This is a genomic window from Campylobacter hyointestinalis subsp. lawsonii (assembly GCF_013372165.1).
Taxonomy (GTDB): domain Bacteria; phylum Campylobacterota; class Campylobacteria; order Campylobacterales; family Campylobacteraceae; genus Campylobacter; species Campylobacter lawsonii.
In genome coordinates, this window is record NZ_CP053828.1 from 113,579 (window position 1) to 126,921 (window position 13,343).

15 protein-coding genes and 1 pseudogene are annotated in these 13,343 nt (G+C 34.5%); 13 read left to right on the plus strand and 3 right to left on the minus strand.

From position 1 onward, the window contains the following. The first annotated feature begins 152 nt into the window (after positions 1 to 152). From CHLWT_RS00680 to tkt, 11 genes and pseudogenes are all read left to right on the plus strand, one after another. Positions 153 to 419 (plus strand): NifU family protein, encoded by a 267-nt coding sequence (locus tag CHLWT_RS00680; RefSeq protein ID WP_063997514.1) that lies wholly within the window; start codon positions 153 to 155, stop codon positions 417 to 419. Further along, positions 409 to 960, plus strand: coding sequence for a hypothetical protein (locus CHLWT_RS00685; RefSeq protein ID WP_063997515.1), 552 nt, complete (start codon positions 409 to 411; stop codon positions 958 to 960). The genes CHLWT_RS00680 and CHLWT_RS00685 overlap by 11 nt, the downstream gene beginning before the upstream one ends. Beyond that, entirely contained in the window at positions 944 to 2,248 is a 1,305-nt protein-coding gene (locus CHLWT_RS00690) for a UDP-N-acetylmuramoyl-L-alanyl-D-glutamate--2,6-diaminopimelate ligase (RefSeq protein WP_112000745.1), read from the plus strand. Before CHLWT_RS00685 ends, CHLWT_RS00690 begins: the two co-directional genes overlap by 17 nt. Continuing rightward, the gene (panD, locus tag CHLWT_RS00695; protein WP_112000746.1) at positions 2,245 to 2,589 is read left to right on the plus strand and encodes an aspartate 1-decarboxylase; all 345 of its coding nucleotides are present in this window, start codon (positions 2,245 to 2,247) and stop codon (positions 2,587 to 2,589) included. The genes CHLWT_RS00690 and panD overlap by 4 nt, the downstream gene beginning before the upstream one ends. Then, positions 2,589 to 3,206 (plus strand): formyltransferase family protein, encoded by a 618-nt coding sequence (locus CHLWT_RS00700; RefSeq protein WP_176320847.1) that lies wholly within the window; start codon positions 2,589 to 2,591, stop codon positions 3,204 to 3,206. The genes panD and CHLWT_RS00700 overlap by 1 nt, the downstream gene beginning before the upstream one ends. A gap of 99 nt (positions 3,207 to 3,305) precedes the next feature. Then, positions 3,306 to 3,842: pseudogene (locus tag CHLWT_RS09635) on the plus strand (MCP four helix bundle domain-containing protein); the annotation flags it as partial. A gap of 522 nt (positions 3,843 to 4,364) precedes the next feature. Beyond that, positions 4,365 to 4,952: a methyl-accepting chemotaxis protein gene (locus tag CHLWT_RS09640; protein WP_418219521.1), complete on the plus strand. Its 588-nt coding sequence runs from the start codon at positions 4,365 to 4,367 to the stop codon at positions 4,950 to 4,952. A gap of 56 nt (positions 4,953 to 5,008) precedes the next feature. Then, positions 5,009 to 5,320: a YbaB/EbfC family nucleoid-associated protein gene (locus CHLWT_RS00710; RefSeq protein ID WP_111985521.1), complete on the plus strand. Its 312-nt coding sequence runs from the start codon at positions 5,009 to 5,011 to the stop codon at positions 5,318 to 5,320. Next, the gene (locus tag CHLWT_RS00715; protein ID WP_112000748.1) at positions 5,321 to 6,415 is read left to right on the plus strand and encodes a DUF7488 domain-containing protein; all 1,095 of its coding nucleotides are present in this window, start codon (positions 5,321 to 5,323) and stop codon (positions 6,413 to 6,415) included. Continuing rightward, complete coding sequence (locus tag CHLWT_RS00720) at positions 6,412 to 7,245, plus strand: polyprenyl synthetase family protein (protein ID WP_112000749.1); 834 nt, start codon at positions 6,412 to 6,414, stop codon at positions 7,243 to 7,245. Before CHLWT_RS00715 ends, CHLWT_RS00720 begins: the two co-directional genes overlap by 4 nt. A 1-nt stretch (position 7,246) precedes the next feature. Next, positions 7,247 to 9,148, plus strand: coding sequence for a transketolase (gene tkt, locus CHLWT_RS00725; RefSeq protein ID WP_151062151.1), 1,902 nt, complete (start codon positions 7,247 to 7,249; stop codon positions 9,146 to 9,148). A gap of 110 nt (positions 9,149 to 9,258) precedes the next feature. Here the strand turns inward: tkt and ung are convergent, their stop codons facing one another. From ung to rpmI, 3 genes are all read right to left on the minus strand, one after another. Next, on the minus strand, positions 9,259 to 9,954 hold the full coding sequence (gene ung / locus CHLWT_RS00730; RefSeq protein ID WP_111948682.1) for a uracil-DNA glycosylase: 696 nt from the start codon (positions 9,952 to 9,954) through the stop codon (positions 9,259 to 9,261). A gap of 39 nt (positions 9,955 to 9,993) precedes the next feature. Beyond that, positions 9,994 to 10,347: a 50S ribosomal protein L20 gene (rplT, locus tag CHLWT_RS00735; RefSeq protein ID WP_111948679.1), complete on the minus strand. Its 354-nt coding sequence runs from the start codon at positions 10,345 to 10,347 to the stop codon at positions 9,994 to 9,996. Positions 10,348 to 10,431: 84 nt separating this feature from the next. Next, positions 10,432 to 10,623 carry a 50S ribosomal protein L35 gene (gene rpmI, locus CHLWT_RS00740; RefSeq protein ID WP_023384088.1) on the minus strand — a complete coding sequence of 64 codons (192 nt, stop codon included), beginning with the start codon at positions 10,621 to 10,623 and terminating at the stop codon, positions 10,432 to 10,434. Between the two features lie 158 nt (positions 10,624 to 10,781). Here rpmI and CHLWT_RS00745 point away from each other — a divergent pair, with 158 nt between their 5' ends. Both CHLWT_RS00745 and CHLWT_RS00750 read left to right on the plus strand, forming a co-directional pair. Next, positions 10,782 to 11,789, plus strand: coding sequence for a Fe(3+) ABC transporter substrate-binding protein (locus tag CHLWT_RS00745; protein ID WP_112000534.1), 1,008 nt, complete (start codon positions 10,782 to 10,784; stop codon positions 11,787 to 11,789). After that, positions 11,790 to 13,337: an ABC transporter permease gene (locus tag CHLWT_RS00750; RefSeq protein ID WP_112000533.1), complete on the plus strand. Its 1,548-nt coding sequence runs from the start codon at positions 11,790 to 11,792 to the stop codon at positions 13,335 to 13,337. Positions 13,338 to 13,343 lie beyond the last annotated feature (6 nt).

The following is a 13,343-nucleotide window of genomic DNA, read 5'->3' on the forward strand; positions in this document are numbered from 1 at the left end:
TCACGATTTAAAACTATAAAAATACCACATATTGTTACATTTATCGTTCAAAGTTATTTTTAGATAAATTTGATTAAAATTAATCCCAAAAATTCTAATTTCATTTATGCCTTTTGTGATATAATAATATAAAAAGACAAAAAAGGGATTTTATGATACCATTTAGCGATGAAGAGTTACTTGAGCCAGTAAAACAGAGCTTAGATACAGTAAAACCTATGCTTGAAAGAGATGGCGGCGGAATGGATCTTTTAGGTATAAAAAATGGCGTAGTGTATGTCAGACTTACTGGACATTGTCACGGGTGCGCAGCTAGTTCTCAAACACTAAAATACGGTGTAGAAAGACAACTAAGATTAGATATCCATCCAGAGCTTAGTGTAGTAAATATTCCTATAGGTGAAAAATTTGAGTTATAAAATATCTTATAAGCAGTTAGGCATTGAACTTTTTAGAAAGTATAAATTTGACGAAGCTAAGTCCTGTTTTTCGCTAGCATATGAAGATGAAAAAAGTGAAGAGCTTTTGTCTTTTATAGAGCTTTGTGAGCTTGCAAAAACCGAACCAGACGAGGTTATGAGTTTATTTGAAATTTATATAAATTTAAAACTTCCAGACCAGGAAAAAGAGATAAACAAGATCATAAATATCTTAGAAGAAAATAGTAATCAATTCATTAAAGAACTTGATTATGAAAATGCTATCACTTATAGCGATTTTAAGAAGCTAGTGTCTAAACAAGGGAATTTCAAAACCATTTTTCAAGATATAATGTTCTCTACAAAAGTTATCATAAGCAATAAAAATGATCTTTTGGAATTCGTAGAAAATCTGATTAAAAATGGATATAAAGAGATGGGGCTGAACTATTTGGAGAATTCGTCTGCGATATTTTTGGGTGATCAAAGGGTTGAAAAAATCATAAAAGATTTAGGAAAAAATAGTGAAAATAACGCTTAAAAATGGGAATTTTATCACGGATAATTCCAAAGATTGCACCTTTGGTTGCTACTTTGTGCTTTCAAATTCAAATGCTAAATTTAAAAATGCCGCAAAAAGTTTAGGGGCAAATATTATAACCCCAAAAGAAGCAAAAACTCTTTTAAATTTAGATGATAGCATCAAACTAGTAGGCATCACAGGAACAAACGGCAAGACGACTACTGCGTCAGCCATTTATGAAACCCTTTTAAATTTAGGTTTAAAAGCTGGGATGAGCGGCACAAGAGGTGCTTTTATAAATGGCAAACAAATCGCAGATAAAGGACTTACTACAAGTCAAATTCTAGAGACTTTAAACTATCTAAAACTAGCCAAAGATGCAGGTTGTGAGTATTTCGTGATGGAAGTAAGCTCTCATGCTATCGCACAAAACCGCATTGAGGGGCTTGAATTTGCACTTAAGATTTTTACAAATTTAAGCCAAGACCATCTAGATTTTCATAAAACCATAGAAGAGTATGCTAGAGTAAAGTCGAGCTTTTTTAAAGATATCACGCCAAAACTTATAAATGGCGATGATAAAAATTTATCATATGACAAAACAAATTCTATGACATACGGCTTTACTTCTGACGCTACGTTTTACGCCTTTGATTATAGTCTAAAAGGCGGTATAAGTGCGACTATAAAAACAAACGGCGAAGAGATTAAATTTAAAAGTTCTTTGCAAGGTAAATTTAATCTTTACAACCTTTTATGCGTTTTTGGTGCGCTTAAGTTTTTGACGAAGAAGAGCTCTGATGAGATAAGCAAGGCGTTGTCTAAATTTAGCGGAGCACCAGGTAGGGTTGAGATAGTAAGCAGAAATCCGCTTGTCATAGTTGATTTTGCTCATACGCCTGATGGTATTGAAAAACTGCTTGATGCTTTGAAAGATGAAGAGCTTATAGTTGTTTTTGGCGCGGGCGGAGATAGGGATAAAACTAAGCGCCCGATTATGGGTCAAATTGTTCAAAGATACGCTAAAATCGCTATAGTTACTAGCGATAATCCAAGAAGTGAAGAGCCAAGTTCTATCATCGAAGATATAGTTAGCAAAATGGTATTAGATGAAAACGTCATAAAAGAAGTAGATCGTAAAAAAGCTATAAATTTAGCTCTAAATCTAGCAAAAAACGGCGAAGCTGTAGTAATCCTAGGTAAAGGCGATGAGCCTTATCAAGAGATAAAAAGCGTAAAGTATCCATTTAGCGACAAAGAAGTTGTAAGAGATATACTAAATTTAAATAACAAAGGCAATATATGAAAATACAAATGTTAGCTAGTAAGATCCATAGAGCCACTGTGACTGACGCAAATTTAAACTACGTAGGCTCAATAACAATAGATGAAAAGCTTATGAAAGCAGCAAATTTACTTGAGTATCAAAAAGTTGAAATTTTAGATATAAATAACGGCGAGAGATTTCAAACATACGTTATAAAAGGTGATAAAAAAGGCGAAATTTGCCTAAATGGCGCAGCGGCTAGAAAGGTTTGCGTAGGCGACCTTGTGATAATAGTCGCATATGCTTCTATGAAAGCAAAAAAAGCTAAAGGTTTTAGCCCTACTATCGTTCATGTAGATAGTAAAAATGAGATATTGTAATGATAAATATAAAAGCCATTCATCGACTATCTAATAGGGGGGGGCAGCAACGTATTTTATTTTTAGGATACGAAGAGTGTCAAATTTCAGATTTTTTAGTTGATGCGGGTTGCTATATAGTCCAAACAAGTGATAAGATAAATAAGATTTTTATCTTAAATAATAAATTTGATTTTCTTATAAGCTACGGATATCGCTACATTATAGATGAAGAAGTGATAAATTTATTTAATGGCAATGCTATAAATTTGCATATTTCATATCTTCCTTATAACAGAGGTGCGGATCCAAATTTTTGGAGTTTTGTAGAAAATAGTAAAAAAGGTGTTACCATCCACCTTTTAGATAAGGGGCTTGATACTGGCGATATCATAGTCCAAAAAGAAATTAAATTTGATAAAGATGAAACTTTGGCAAGTTCATATAAAAAACTAAATTTAGAAATACAAAATTTATTTATTAAAAATTGGGATCTTATAAAAACAAAATCATATAAACCCAAAAAACAAAGTGGCGGAACATACCATAGAAGTAAAGACAAAGATAGGTATTTTTCGCTTCTGCCAGATGGTTGGGATACTAAAATAAGTGATTTAAAACAACTATACATCAAATGATATTTTTTTGATTATGTATTAACAAAAATATTAAAAAGTGATATAATATCATCAATATTTTTGGTAAGAACAATAAAATAACAAAAAAAAGGAATTTGTATGGGATTTTTTGACAATTTAAAAGTTTCTAGCAAACTTTATCTTAGTTTTGCCGTGATTATAATCCTTATGGTTATAGTTAGTGTTATAGGTATAAGCAAAGTCAAGTTTATCGACGAATCATTATCTGTGATGAACGATGTGAATTCGCTAAAACAAAGATACGGTATAAATTTCAGAGGCTCGGTGCACGATAGGGCTATAGCTATCAGAGATGTTATTTTGACGACTGAAGATGGTGAGTTAAAAAGATTTTTGAGTGATATCGCAAGACTAGAAAAATTTTATGAAGAGTCCGAAGTACCGCTAAATAAATTTATAAAACAAGATGGCTCTGTCACAAAAGAAGAGTTACAAATGATAAAAGATATAGAGTCTATCAAAGTGGCAACTATGTCTGCTTATAAAAAGACTATAGATCTTAAACTAAAAGGCGAATATGAAGCAGCTCACGAACTTTTGATGCATAAGGTCGCTGGCAATTTTACTGATTGGTTAGCTGCTATTAATAAATTTATAGACTATCAAGAACAAGCAAATAGCAAACTTACAGATGTAGTTAAAAGTGAGGCGAACGGTTTTCAAGAGATTATGATAATCTTAACACTTATAGCTGCTATCATATCTATTTTGATCGCATTTATGATACAACACGGCATTAAAAAATCCATCGGTGGCGAACCAAATGAAGTAAATAAAATCATCTCGAAAGTAGCTCGCGGAGATCTTACTATCGTAGCTCACACCGATTATCCAAATAGCATATTAGCTCAAGCTATAGAGATGAAAAATACGCTAAAACAGATAGTAAATTCTATAAATGAAGCTAGTGAAGAGGTAAATGATAAAACCAAAAAGCTCGTAGAAACATTTAGTTTAGTAAGTACTTCAGTTGAGGAGCAAAACAAGATTACTGCTAATTCCACAAAAATAGTCCAACTAGCTAAACAAAAAACAGAAAATGTCGCAAGTATGGCAAAAGATACTGAGTTAAACTCAAACAAAGCTACAAATCTATGCCAAAATGGTAAAAATTCATCTACAGAAGTTTCTGCTAAGATGAATGAGATCAGTGCAAATGTAACAGAACAAGTAAATCAAATCAAGCTTTTAAGCGGTCACGCAAAAGACATCAGCGGTGCAGCTGAGCTTATCTCAGAGATAACAGACCAAACAAATCTTTTAGCTCTAAATGCAGCCATAGAAGCAGCTAGAGCAGGAGAAGCTGGACGTGGATTCGCCGTTGTTGCTGATGAGATAAGAAAGCTAGCCGAGAAGACAGGAACTGCAACAAACGAGATAACAAACACTATCAAAATCATACAAGAGCAAACAGAACTTGCAGTTAGCATCATAGAACAAGGCGTCCCAAAAGTCGAGGATGGATACAAGCTTTCAAATGAAGTAGCAGAGTTACTAAATGAAATTTACAATCAAGCTATAGATTCGTCAAATAAAGCCGCAGAAGTAGTAAATGTGGCTGAAAATCAAGTAGATTCTATGAATTCATTAGCGTCAAATATAGAAAATATCGCAAAAGTTTCAAATGATACAAAAGACAATATGGATTCAAACCAAGCTAGATTAAAAGAGTTAGAAACTATCTCTAAGAAGCTAAATGATCTTATGGATTTTTTCAAAATTTAGTTGTAAAGCCAAGTTTAATAGCCGTTTTGTTATAATCAAACAAAAAAGGTTATTTTATGTTTAAAGATTTTGATTTTTCAAAAATGGGCGAAGTCTTAGCACAAGCACAACAAAAAGCTAAAGAATTTGAAGATGAGATTGCGTCTAAAGAGTTTATTTCTAAAAGTGGCGGTGGGTTGATAAGTGTAAAGTCAAACGGCAAAGGCGAGATCTTAGATATAAGTATAGATGATAGCTTACTAGAAGACAAAGAGAGTTTGCAGATACTTTTGATATCTGCTGTAAATGATGCTATAAAACTATCCGAAAACGAGAAAAAAAGTGCAGCCTCTAAGATGCTTGGAGGCTTTGGCGGATTTGGAGTTTAGATGAAAAAGCTGGTTTTACTTTTTTGCTTTATCTTTGGTGCTTTTAGTGTTTTTGCCGAGCCTCGTCCCACTCCAGAAGACTTACAAGCTTGTTATGAAAAAAACAGAGATTCTGTTTTCGAATACAAAGGGCTGATGGCTATATCTTTGAACAAAGATTTGGCTGCAGTTTTATACGATAAAGATAAGAAGCTAGATAGTCGTGATTATATTAAATTTGATCCATATCTAGGGCTTTATCTAGTTAGGGTAGATCGCACTTTAAAAGCTCCTTTTATGATGAATGAGCTAGATACTAAACCTGGCATGTGGGTAAATGTACTAGATCAAAACGTAAGCGAGATAGGGCATATAAAATCTTTTGGGAATACTATAAGCGACTTTGATGAGCTGACTTATGACGCTCAAAAACCAGGTCTTTTGCTGTGCGATTGCTGTTCTATGCTAGGTATCGCCATAGGTGGAAATAAATTTATAGGAAATCGCTACATAAAGCATTTTATGAAAGACGATGATGTTTTTTATGGCGATATAGGGGTTGAATTTGGTGATATAAATGGTACTTTGCGCGTAAAAAGCTCAAATCCATTTTCTGCGGGTAAAGAGCTACTTAGTGGCGATAAGATAGTTATGGTGAATAATAAAATCCCTACTGATCTAAGAGATCTAAACGAGATGATACTATTTGCACCAAAAAATAGTAGTTTTAAATTTGATATCGTAAGAAACGATCAAAATCAGACTATTGTATTTGATATGAAGTATCCACCAAATCAAATTCAAAACCAGCTTAAAATCGGCTCTGCTGACACAAATTCCACAAAGAAAACTGAAACAAAAAAAGCTAAAAAATATATCTCATTTTTATCAAAATACGGCATACAAGTTTCTAAAAATGCAACCGTTCAGAAGGTAACTCCACGCTCTAAAGCAGCAAAAGCAGGCTTTAGAGTAGGAGATAAGATTTTAGCTGTAGATAAAAGATCTGTTCTCTCAGCAGCAGATATAGAAAAGGCGATGCGAGCTCAGAAAAATAAATTTTATTTTTTAGTTTCAAGAGATGATTTTCAATTTTTCATAAGAGTTTATAAATGAGCTTTGATGAGTATTTAAATTTAAATTTGCCACGAGTAGAGAGCTTTCATCCGCATTTTAATGACGCTTTGGCTTGGGTTTTGAAAGCTGGTGGCAAACATTTTAGAGCTAAGCTTTTGCTTGGAGTAGTTGAGGCTATAAAACCTGATATGTTACAAAATGCTTATCCGGTGGCTCTTGGAGTTGAGCTTTTTCATACTTATTCTTTGGTGCATGACGATCTTCCTGCTATGGATAATGCACCGCTTCGCAGAGGCGTAGAAACTCTTCACGTAAAATATGACGAAGTTACTGCTATCTTAGTAGGTGATGCTTTAAATACTCACGCGTTTTATGTTATTTCTAATGCTGATTTGGCTCCTGAAATCGTAGTAAAATGTACGCAAATTTTATCTAAAAACGGCGGAATTTATGGTATGGCGATAGGACAGGCTTGTGATTGTTTTTTTGAAAGAAAACGCTTGGCTTTAGATGAGCTAAAGTTTTTGCATATTCATAAAACAGGAGCCTTGATCGCTGCAAGTATGCAGATGGGAGCCGTGATAGCCGGACTTGATAAAGTAAAGTGCGATGAAATTTATAAAGTTGGCATAAAACTAGGTCTTGCGTTTCAAATTCATGATGATATCATAGATGCTACGAGCAAGCAAACAGACGCTGGAAAACCTACAAATAATGATTTATTTAAAAATTCTTTTACAAATTTACTTGGAATAGAACAAGCAAAAAAACAAAGAGACGAACTAGAAGAACAGATACTTGATGAGTTAAAAGATTCTCCTATAAAAAATCTTGTTACAAATTTAATAAATAAATATCTAAAGGGATAAAATGCTAGAAAAACAGGCTAATACTATAAGATTTTTATGCGCGGATATGGTTCAAAATGCAAATTCAGGTCACCCTGGTACGCCAATGGGACTTGCTGATTTAATGAGTGTTTTGATGAGGCATATAAAGCATAATCCAAAAAATCCAAAATGGCTAAATAGAGACCGCTTAATTTTTAGTGGCGGGCATGCTAGTAGCCTTGTTTATAGCTATTTATATCTTAGCGGTTATAATGTTAGCTTAGAGGATTTAAAAAACTTTAGAAAGCTCGGCTCAAAAACTCCCGGTCACCCAGAGATCGAAACTAGCGGTGTAGAGATAGCTACTGGACCTTTAGGGCAAGGCGTTGCAAATGCAGTTGGTTTTGCTATGGCGGCAAAAAGTGCGGCAAATTTGCTAGGTAACAAGATCATAAATCATAAAGTTTATTGTCTTTGTGGCGATGGCGATTTAGAAGAGGGCATTAGCTACGAGGCTTGTGCTCTTGCTGGAAAACACTGTTTAAATAACTTAGTCATCATATATGATAGCAACAATATCACTATAGAAGGCGATACATCTATAGCTTGGTGTGAAGATGTAAAAGTACGTTTTGAGGCTGCAGGTTTTGAAGTGGCAAAGATAGACGGACACAACTTTGATGAGATCGAATTTGCTCTAAGTGAGGCTGCGGATAAAGAAAAACCGTATCTTATCATAGCAAATACTAAAATAGCCAAAGGCGCTGGAAAGCTTGAAGGCAGCCACCACGCACACGGGGCTCCTCTTGGCGAAGATATCATAAAAGAGGCAAAGATAAAAGCTGGATTTGACCCGCTTAAGACGTTTTTTGTAGATGATGACGTGCTTTTTGCTTTTAGAAGTGCAATCGAGCTTGGCGATCTTGAAGAAGCTAAATGGAATAAGCTAGTAAGCGAACTTGAACCTAGTAAAAAAGAGCTTTTAAACTCTCTTTTAAATCCTGATTTTTCACGTATTGACTTTCCAAATTTAAAAGGTGAAAAACTAGCAACTAGAGATAGCAATGGTAAGATTTTGAATGCTATCGCGGCCGCACTTCCTGGATTTATCGGGGGTAGTGCGGACTTAGCGCCTAGCAACAAAACAGAGTTAAAAGGATTTGGAGATTTTCCAAATGGTAAGAATTTACATTTTGGTATAAGAGAACACGCTATGGCTGCTATTTGCAATGCTTATGCAAGATATGGTATATTTTTACCATTTTCAGCGACGTTTTTCATCTTTAGTGATTATCTAAAAGCAGGAGCTAGGATAGCAGCGCTTATGGGCGTTAAACACTTTTTTATATGGACTCATGATAGTATCGGCGTAGGAGAGGACGGCCCTACTCATGAACCTATCGAGCAGCTTTCTACATTTAGAGCTATGCCAAATTTCTATGTTTTCCGTCCTGCTGATGGAAATGAAAATGTAGAATGCTGGAAAACTGCACTAAATTTAAATGCGCCTTCTGCTTTTGTCTGTTCTCGTCAAGCATTAGCCCCACTTGATGAGCCTAAATTTGGAAATGTAAAAAATGGAGCTTATATAGTCAAAAAATCACAAAATCCAAAGATAACGCTTGTCGCAAGCGGTAGTGAAGTAGGGCTTTGTTTAGAGGCTGCTGAAATTTTGGAAAAAGAAAATATAGATACAAACGTAGTTTCTGCACCTTGTTTTGACTTGCTTTGCGAACAAAATAGGGACTATATAGATACTATCTTTGATCCATCTACAAAGGTTTTAGCAGTAGAAGCAGCGAGTGGCTTAGAGTGGTATAAATTTGCAGATGATGTTTTACGAATGAAAACTTTTGGTGCGTCTGCTCCTGCAAATGAGCTATTTAGGTATTTTGGATTTACTGCTGAAAATATCGCAAACAAAGCAAAAGATCTGCTCTAATATAAAAGGGTTTAAGACCCTTTTTTTGTACTGCAAAATTTACTAAACTTGACAAAAATTTATTTTTAAATTTAATAAATATTTGGCTTTAAATTATTTTTGTGTTTTATTTATAAATTTGAGTTATTTAAATCCCAGTCTATAGGGGTTTGAGATGTTGCTATGAGATAATCATTGCATTTTGAAAAGTGACGCGAACCAAAAAATGCGCCGCGTGCTAAGGGGCTTGGATGAGCCGCACTTAAGATAAGATGACGTGAGCCATCTATTAGCTCTGTTTTTGCTTTTGCTTGGTTTCCCCATAGCATAAAAACTACATTTGATTTTTGCTTGCTTATAGTCCTTATAACAGCGTCCGTAAATCTTTGCCAACCAAAATGAGCGTGTGAGTTTGGCATACCTGCTGCTACACTAAGAGTGGCATTTAACAGCAAAACCCCTTGTTTTGCCCAGTATGAGAGATCGCCGCAGTTTGGTTCAGTGATGCCTAGATCGTCCTTGATTTCTTTATAGATATTTACTAGACTTGGAGGAATCCTGATCCCAGCTGGCACTGAAAAACTTAGTCCCATAGCTTGTCTTGCGCCATGGTACGGATCTTGTCCTAGGATGACTACTTTTACTTGATTAAACGGAGTGAGATTAAATGCGTTAAATATAAGGTTATTTGGAGGATATACAGTTTGTGATTTTAGGGCATTTATCAAATTTGCTTTTATATCTAAAAAATACGGGCTTAGAAATTCATCTTTTAAGATTTCTTTCCAGCTCTCTTCGATCTGAACTTTAGCTAAATCAATCGTCATAGCTTAATTTGATCGAGTCCAAAAGAGGACTCTGGTAGATCATAGAGCTTTTTTAGCCTCTGCTACGATACTAGCAAATGCTACTGCATCATTCATAGCTAAATTTGCCAAAACTTTTCTGTCTAGGGCGATATTTGCTTTTTTAAGACCATTCATAAATCTTGAATAGCTTATATCATTTAGTCTGCAAGCTGCGTTAATACGGATGATCCATAATCTACGGAAATCACGTTTTTTCGCACGTCTATCACGGAACGCATAGACTAAACTTCTTTCTAATTGTTCTTTTGCTTTTCTAAAATGTTTATGTCTAGCACTGTAAAATCCACGAGCTAGTTTTAGAACTTTTTTATGGCGTCTTCTTCTTACTACGCCTGTTTTAACTCTTGCCATATTTATCCTTTACAAATTGGCGTCCAAATTTGGAACTTGTCCTAAATCCTAAATTTAGGAGGTTAAATGACTTTCGTCAAAAACTTATATGCAAAGCATTTTTTTAACAGCTGAAACGTTAGTACTATCAACATAATGCGATTGTCTAAGGTCTCTCATACGCTTAGATGGTTTTTTAGTCAAGATGTGGCTTCTAAATGCTGAGCCTCTTTTGATCTTGTTTTTTCCAACTTTAAAGCGTTTAGCTGCGCCACGAACAGACTTCATCTTTGGCATACTAATCCTTTAAATTTAAAATGAACGCTGATTTTATCAAAAAAATAATAAATTTAAGCTAAATTGGCTTTTGTGTTGTTTTGAACTCAAAATGATAATTGATATTATGTTTAAATTTAATAGATATAATTCCAAAAATTTCATACAAAAGGATAAAAATGAAAAAAAGCTTATTGTTTTTGGGACTTTTAACAAGTGCTATGTTGGCTAATGAGATAAATATATATACCGCAAGACATTATGATGCAGATCAAAGAATATACGACGCATTTGAAGCAAAAACCGGCATAAAAGTCAGAGCTACTCAAGCAAAAGCTGGTGAGCTCATTAAAAAGCTTGAGATAGAAGGAAAAAGCTCAAAAGCAGATGTTTTTATCACAGCCGATATCGGGAATTTGTACTTGGCAAAAGAAAAGGGACTTTTACAAAGCGTGAGTTCTAAATATCTAGAAGAAACTATTCCATCAAATTTACGAGATGATGAGAATCAGTGGTTTGCCGTTACAAAAAGAGCTAGAGTGATCGTTTATGCAAAGGATAAATTTGATCCTATAAAAGAAGGTCTAAATGACTATGAAGATCTTGCAAATCCAAATTTAAAAGATAAACTTCTTATAAGAAGTGGCTCTGCAGGATACAATAAAACGCTCATCGCTTCTCAAATAGCACATAATGGTGAGGCAAAAACGCTTGAATTATCAAAAGGTATAGTTGCAAATTTTGCTAGAGATCCAAAAGGTGCAGATAGGGATCAAATAAGAGCTTTGGCTGCTGGTGAGGGCCTGATAGCAGTCGTAAATACCTACTATATCGGTCTTATGTTAAACTCTCCAAAACAAAGCGATATCGAAGCAGCAAAGAGTATCGGTATAATCTTTCCTAACCAAAAAAGCTATGGAACGCATATAAATATCAGCGGCGTGGGACTTACTAAAGCTAGTAAAAATAGAGATAACGCTATTAAATTTATGGAGTTTTTGCTAAGTCCTGAGGCTCAAGAGATCATAGCAAATATAAATTATGAATATCCGGTAAATAAAAATGTGAAACCTAGCCAAACTACGGCTGGCTTTGGCGAATTTAAAGAAGACGAGATATCTCTAAACAAAATAGGAGAAAATCTAAAAAAAGCCGTCTTCATTATAGATCAAGCCGGTTGGAAATAGTTGAGAGCTATTAAATTTGGGGCGATTTTCGTCGCCCTGATCATCGTTTTTCCTATATTTTTTATCTTTATCGAAATGTTTTTCGGCGATTTTTCTTTGCTGAGCCATTTTATGAGATATCTGTTAGCCCCATATATCAAAGACACTTTTACGCTGCTTATTGGTGTGCTTTTTCTTAGCAGTGTTATAGCCTGTATAAGTGCTTATTTAGTCGTGAATTTCAAGTTTCCTTTTAGTAAATTTTTTGAATTTGGACTTGTTTTGCCACTTGCTATTCCTGCTTATATATTTAGTTTTGCTTATGTTGGACTTATGGATTATGATGGCGAATTTATGAAAATATTTGGCTTTAGACTTGATATGATGAATATTTATGGTGCGATTTTTGTCATAAGTATGTCGCTTTATCCGTATATTTATATGTTCGCTAAAACTAGCTTTAAAACGCAGTCAAAGATGGTATTTGAGATCGCAAAAGTGCATAACATATCTGCTTTTAGTGCGTTTTTTAAGGTATCACTTCCACTGGCTAAACCTGCGATTTTTGGTGGAATTATGCTTGTAGCTATGGAAACTTTGAGCGATTATGGGACGGCGGCTTATTATGGCGTAAATACTTTTAGCGCTGGTATATTTAAGGTTTGGTATGATCTTGATGATTCATATTTGGCTAGTTTTTTAGCTGGAATTTTGATGATTATAGTCTTTGGCATCATGTTTATAGAACATATAAACAAAAAATCATACAGCTTCAATAACAATACAAATTTAGAAATTCAAAAACAAGAGCTATCTTCGCTAAAAAAATCTTTAGCTTTTTTATGGTGCCTTGTAATCTTTATTTTGGCATTTGGACTGCCTTTTTACTGGCTTGTTTATTGGTCTATTTTTGGGGATATTAAATTTGATATGAGTTTTGTTTCTATGGCTTCAAATTCGCTTTTTATAGCGGCTATAGCTTCTGTTTTGATAGTCACCATAGGTCTATTTTTGACGTTTTCTTCGAGATTTTTCGTATCAAATTTAGCTAGAAGTTTTGTGCTAAAATGTTCATCTTTAGGATATGCTTTGCCAGGAGCTAGTGTTGGAGTTTGCGTGATGATAGTCTTTGGCTACGTGGATAGAAACTTTGGTACGAGTTTGCTTTCTAGTAGTTTTGTCGTGCTTATATTTGGCTTTGCGGTTCGTTTTATGACTGCTAGTGTTTATGCTCTTGATAGCGGATATACAAAAATATCTAAATTTATAGACGACGCTGCTAAAGTTATGAAAATCGGTCTTTTTAGTATGTTTTTTAGAGTGCATTTACCGCTTTTAAAACACTTTATTTTACTTGCTTTTACTCTTTCTTTCGTAGATATCGTAAAAGAGCTTCCTTTGAGTTTGATCTTGCGTCCGTTCGAATTTGAAACTCTAAGCATCAGAGCGTTTTTTTATGCGACTGATGAGAGACTTTACGCTGCAGCGTTGCCAAGCTTACTTATAGTTTTGATATCTTTATGTGCGGTGATTTTTGTAGAATTTTATGCTTATAAAAGATCTAAATGATGCTAT

Bases quoted from the DNA above. Each gene is read 5' to 3' on its own strand.
- CHLWT_RS00745 (WP_112000534.1), top strand. From the start codon at position 10,782: ATGAAAAAAAGCTTATTGTTTTTGGGACTTTTAACAAGTGCTATGTTG.
- panD (WP_112000746.1), top strand. From the start codon at position 2,245: ATGAAAATACAAATGTTAGCTAGTAAGATCCATAGAGCCACTGTGACT.
- ung (WP_111948682.1), bottom strand. From the start codon at position 9,954: ATGACGATTGATTTAGCTAAAGTTCAGATCGAAGAGAGCTGGAAAGAA.
- CHLWT_RS00680 (WP_063997514.1), top strand. From the start codon at position 153: ATGATACCATTTAGCGATGAAGAGTTACTTGAGCCAGTAAAACAGAGC.
- tkt (WP_151062151.1), top strand. From the start codon at position 7,247: ATGCTAGAAAAACAGGCTAATACTATAAGATTTTTATGCGCGGATATG.
- CHLWT_RS00715 (WP_112000748.1), top strand. From the start codon at position 5,321: ATGAAAAAGCTGGTTTTACTTTTTTGCTTTATCTTTGGTGCTTTTAGT.
- rplT (WP_111948679.1), bottom strand. From the start codon at position 10,347: ATGGCAAGAGTTAAAACAGGCGTAGTAAGAAGAAGACGCCATAAAAAA.
- CHLWT_RS00700 (WP_176320847.1), top strand. From the start codon at position 2,589: ATGATAAATATAAAAGCCATTCATCGACTATCTAATAGGGGGGGGCAG.
- rpmI (WP_023384088.1), bottom strand. From the start codon at position 10,623: ATGCCAAAGATGAAGTCTGTTCGTGGCGCAGCTAAACGCTTTAAAGTT.
- CHLWT_RS00720 (WP_112000749.1), top strand. From the start codon at position 6,412: ATGAGCTTTGATGAGTATTTAAATTTAAATTTGCCACGAGTAGAGAGC.
- CHLWT_RS09640 (WP_418219521.1), top strand. From the start codon at position 4,365: ATGAATGAGATCAGTGCAAATGTAACAGAACAAGTAAATCAAATCAAG.
- CHLWT_RS00710 (WP_111985521.1), top strand. From the start codon at position 5,009: ATGTTTAAAGATTTTGATTTTTCAAAAATGGGCGAAGTCTTAGCACAA.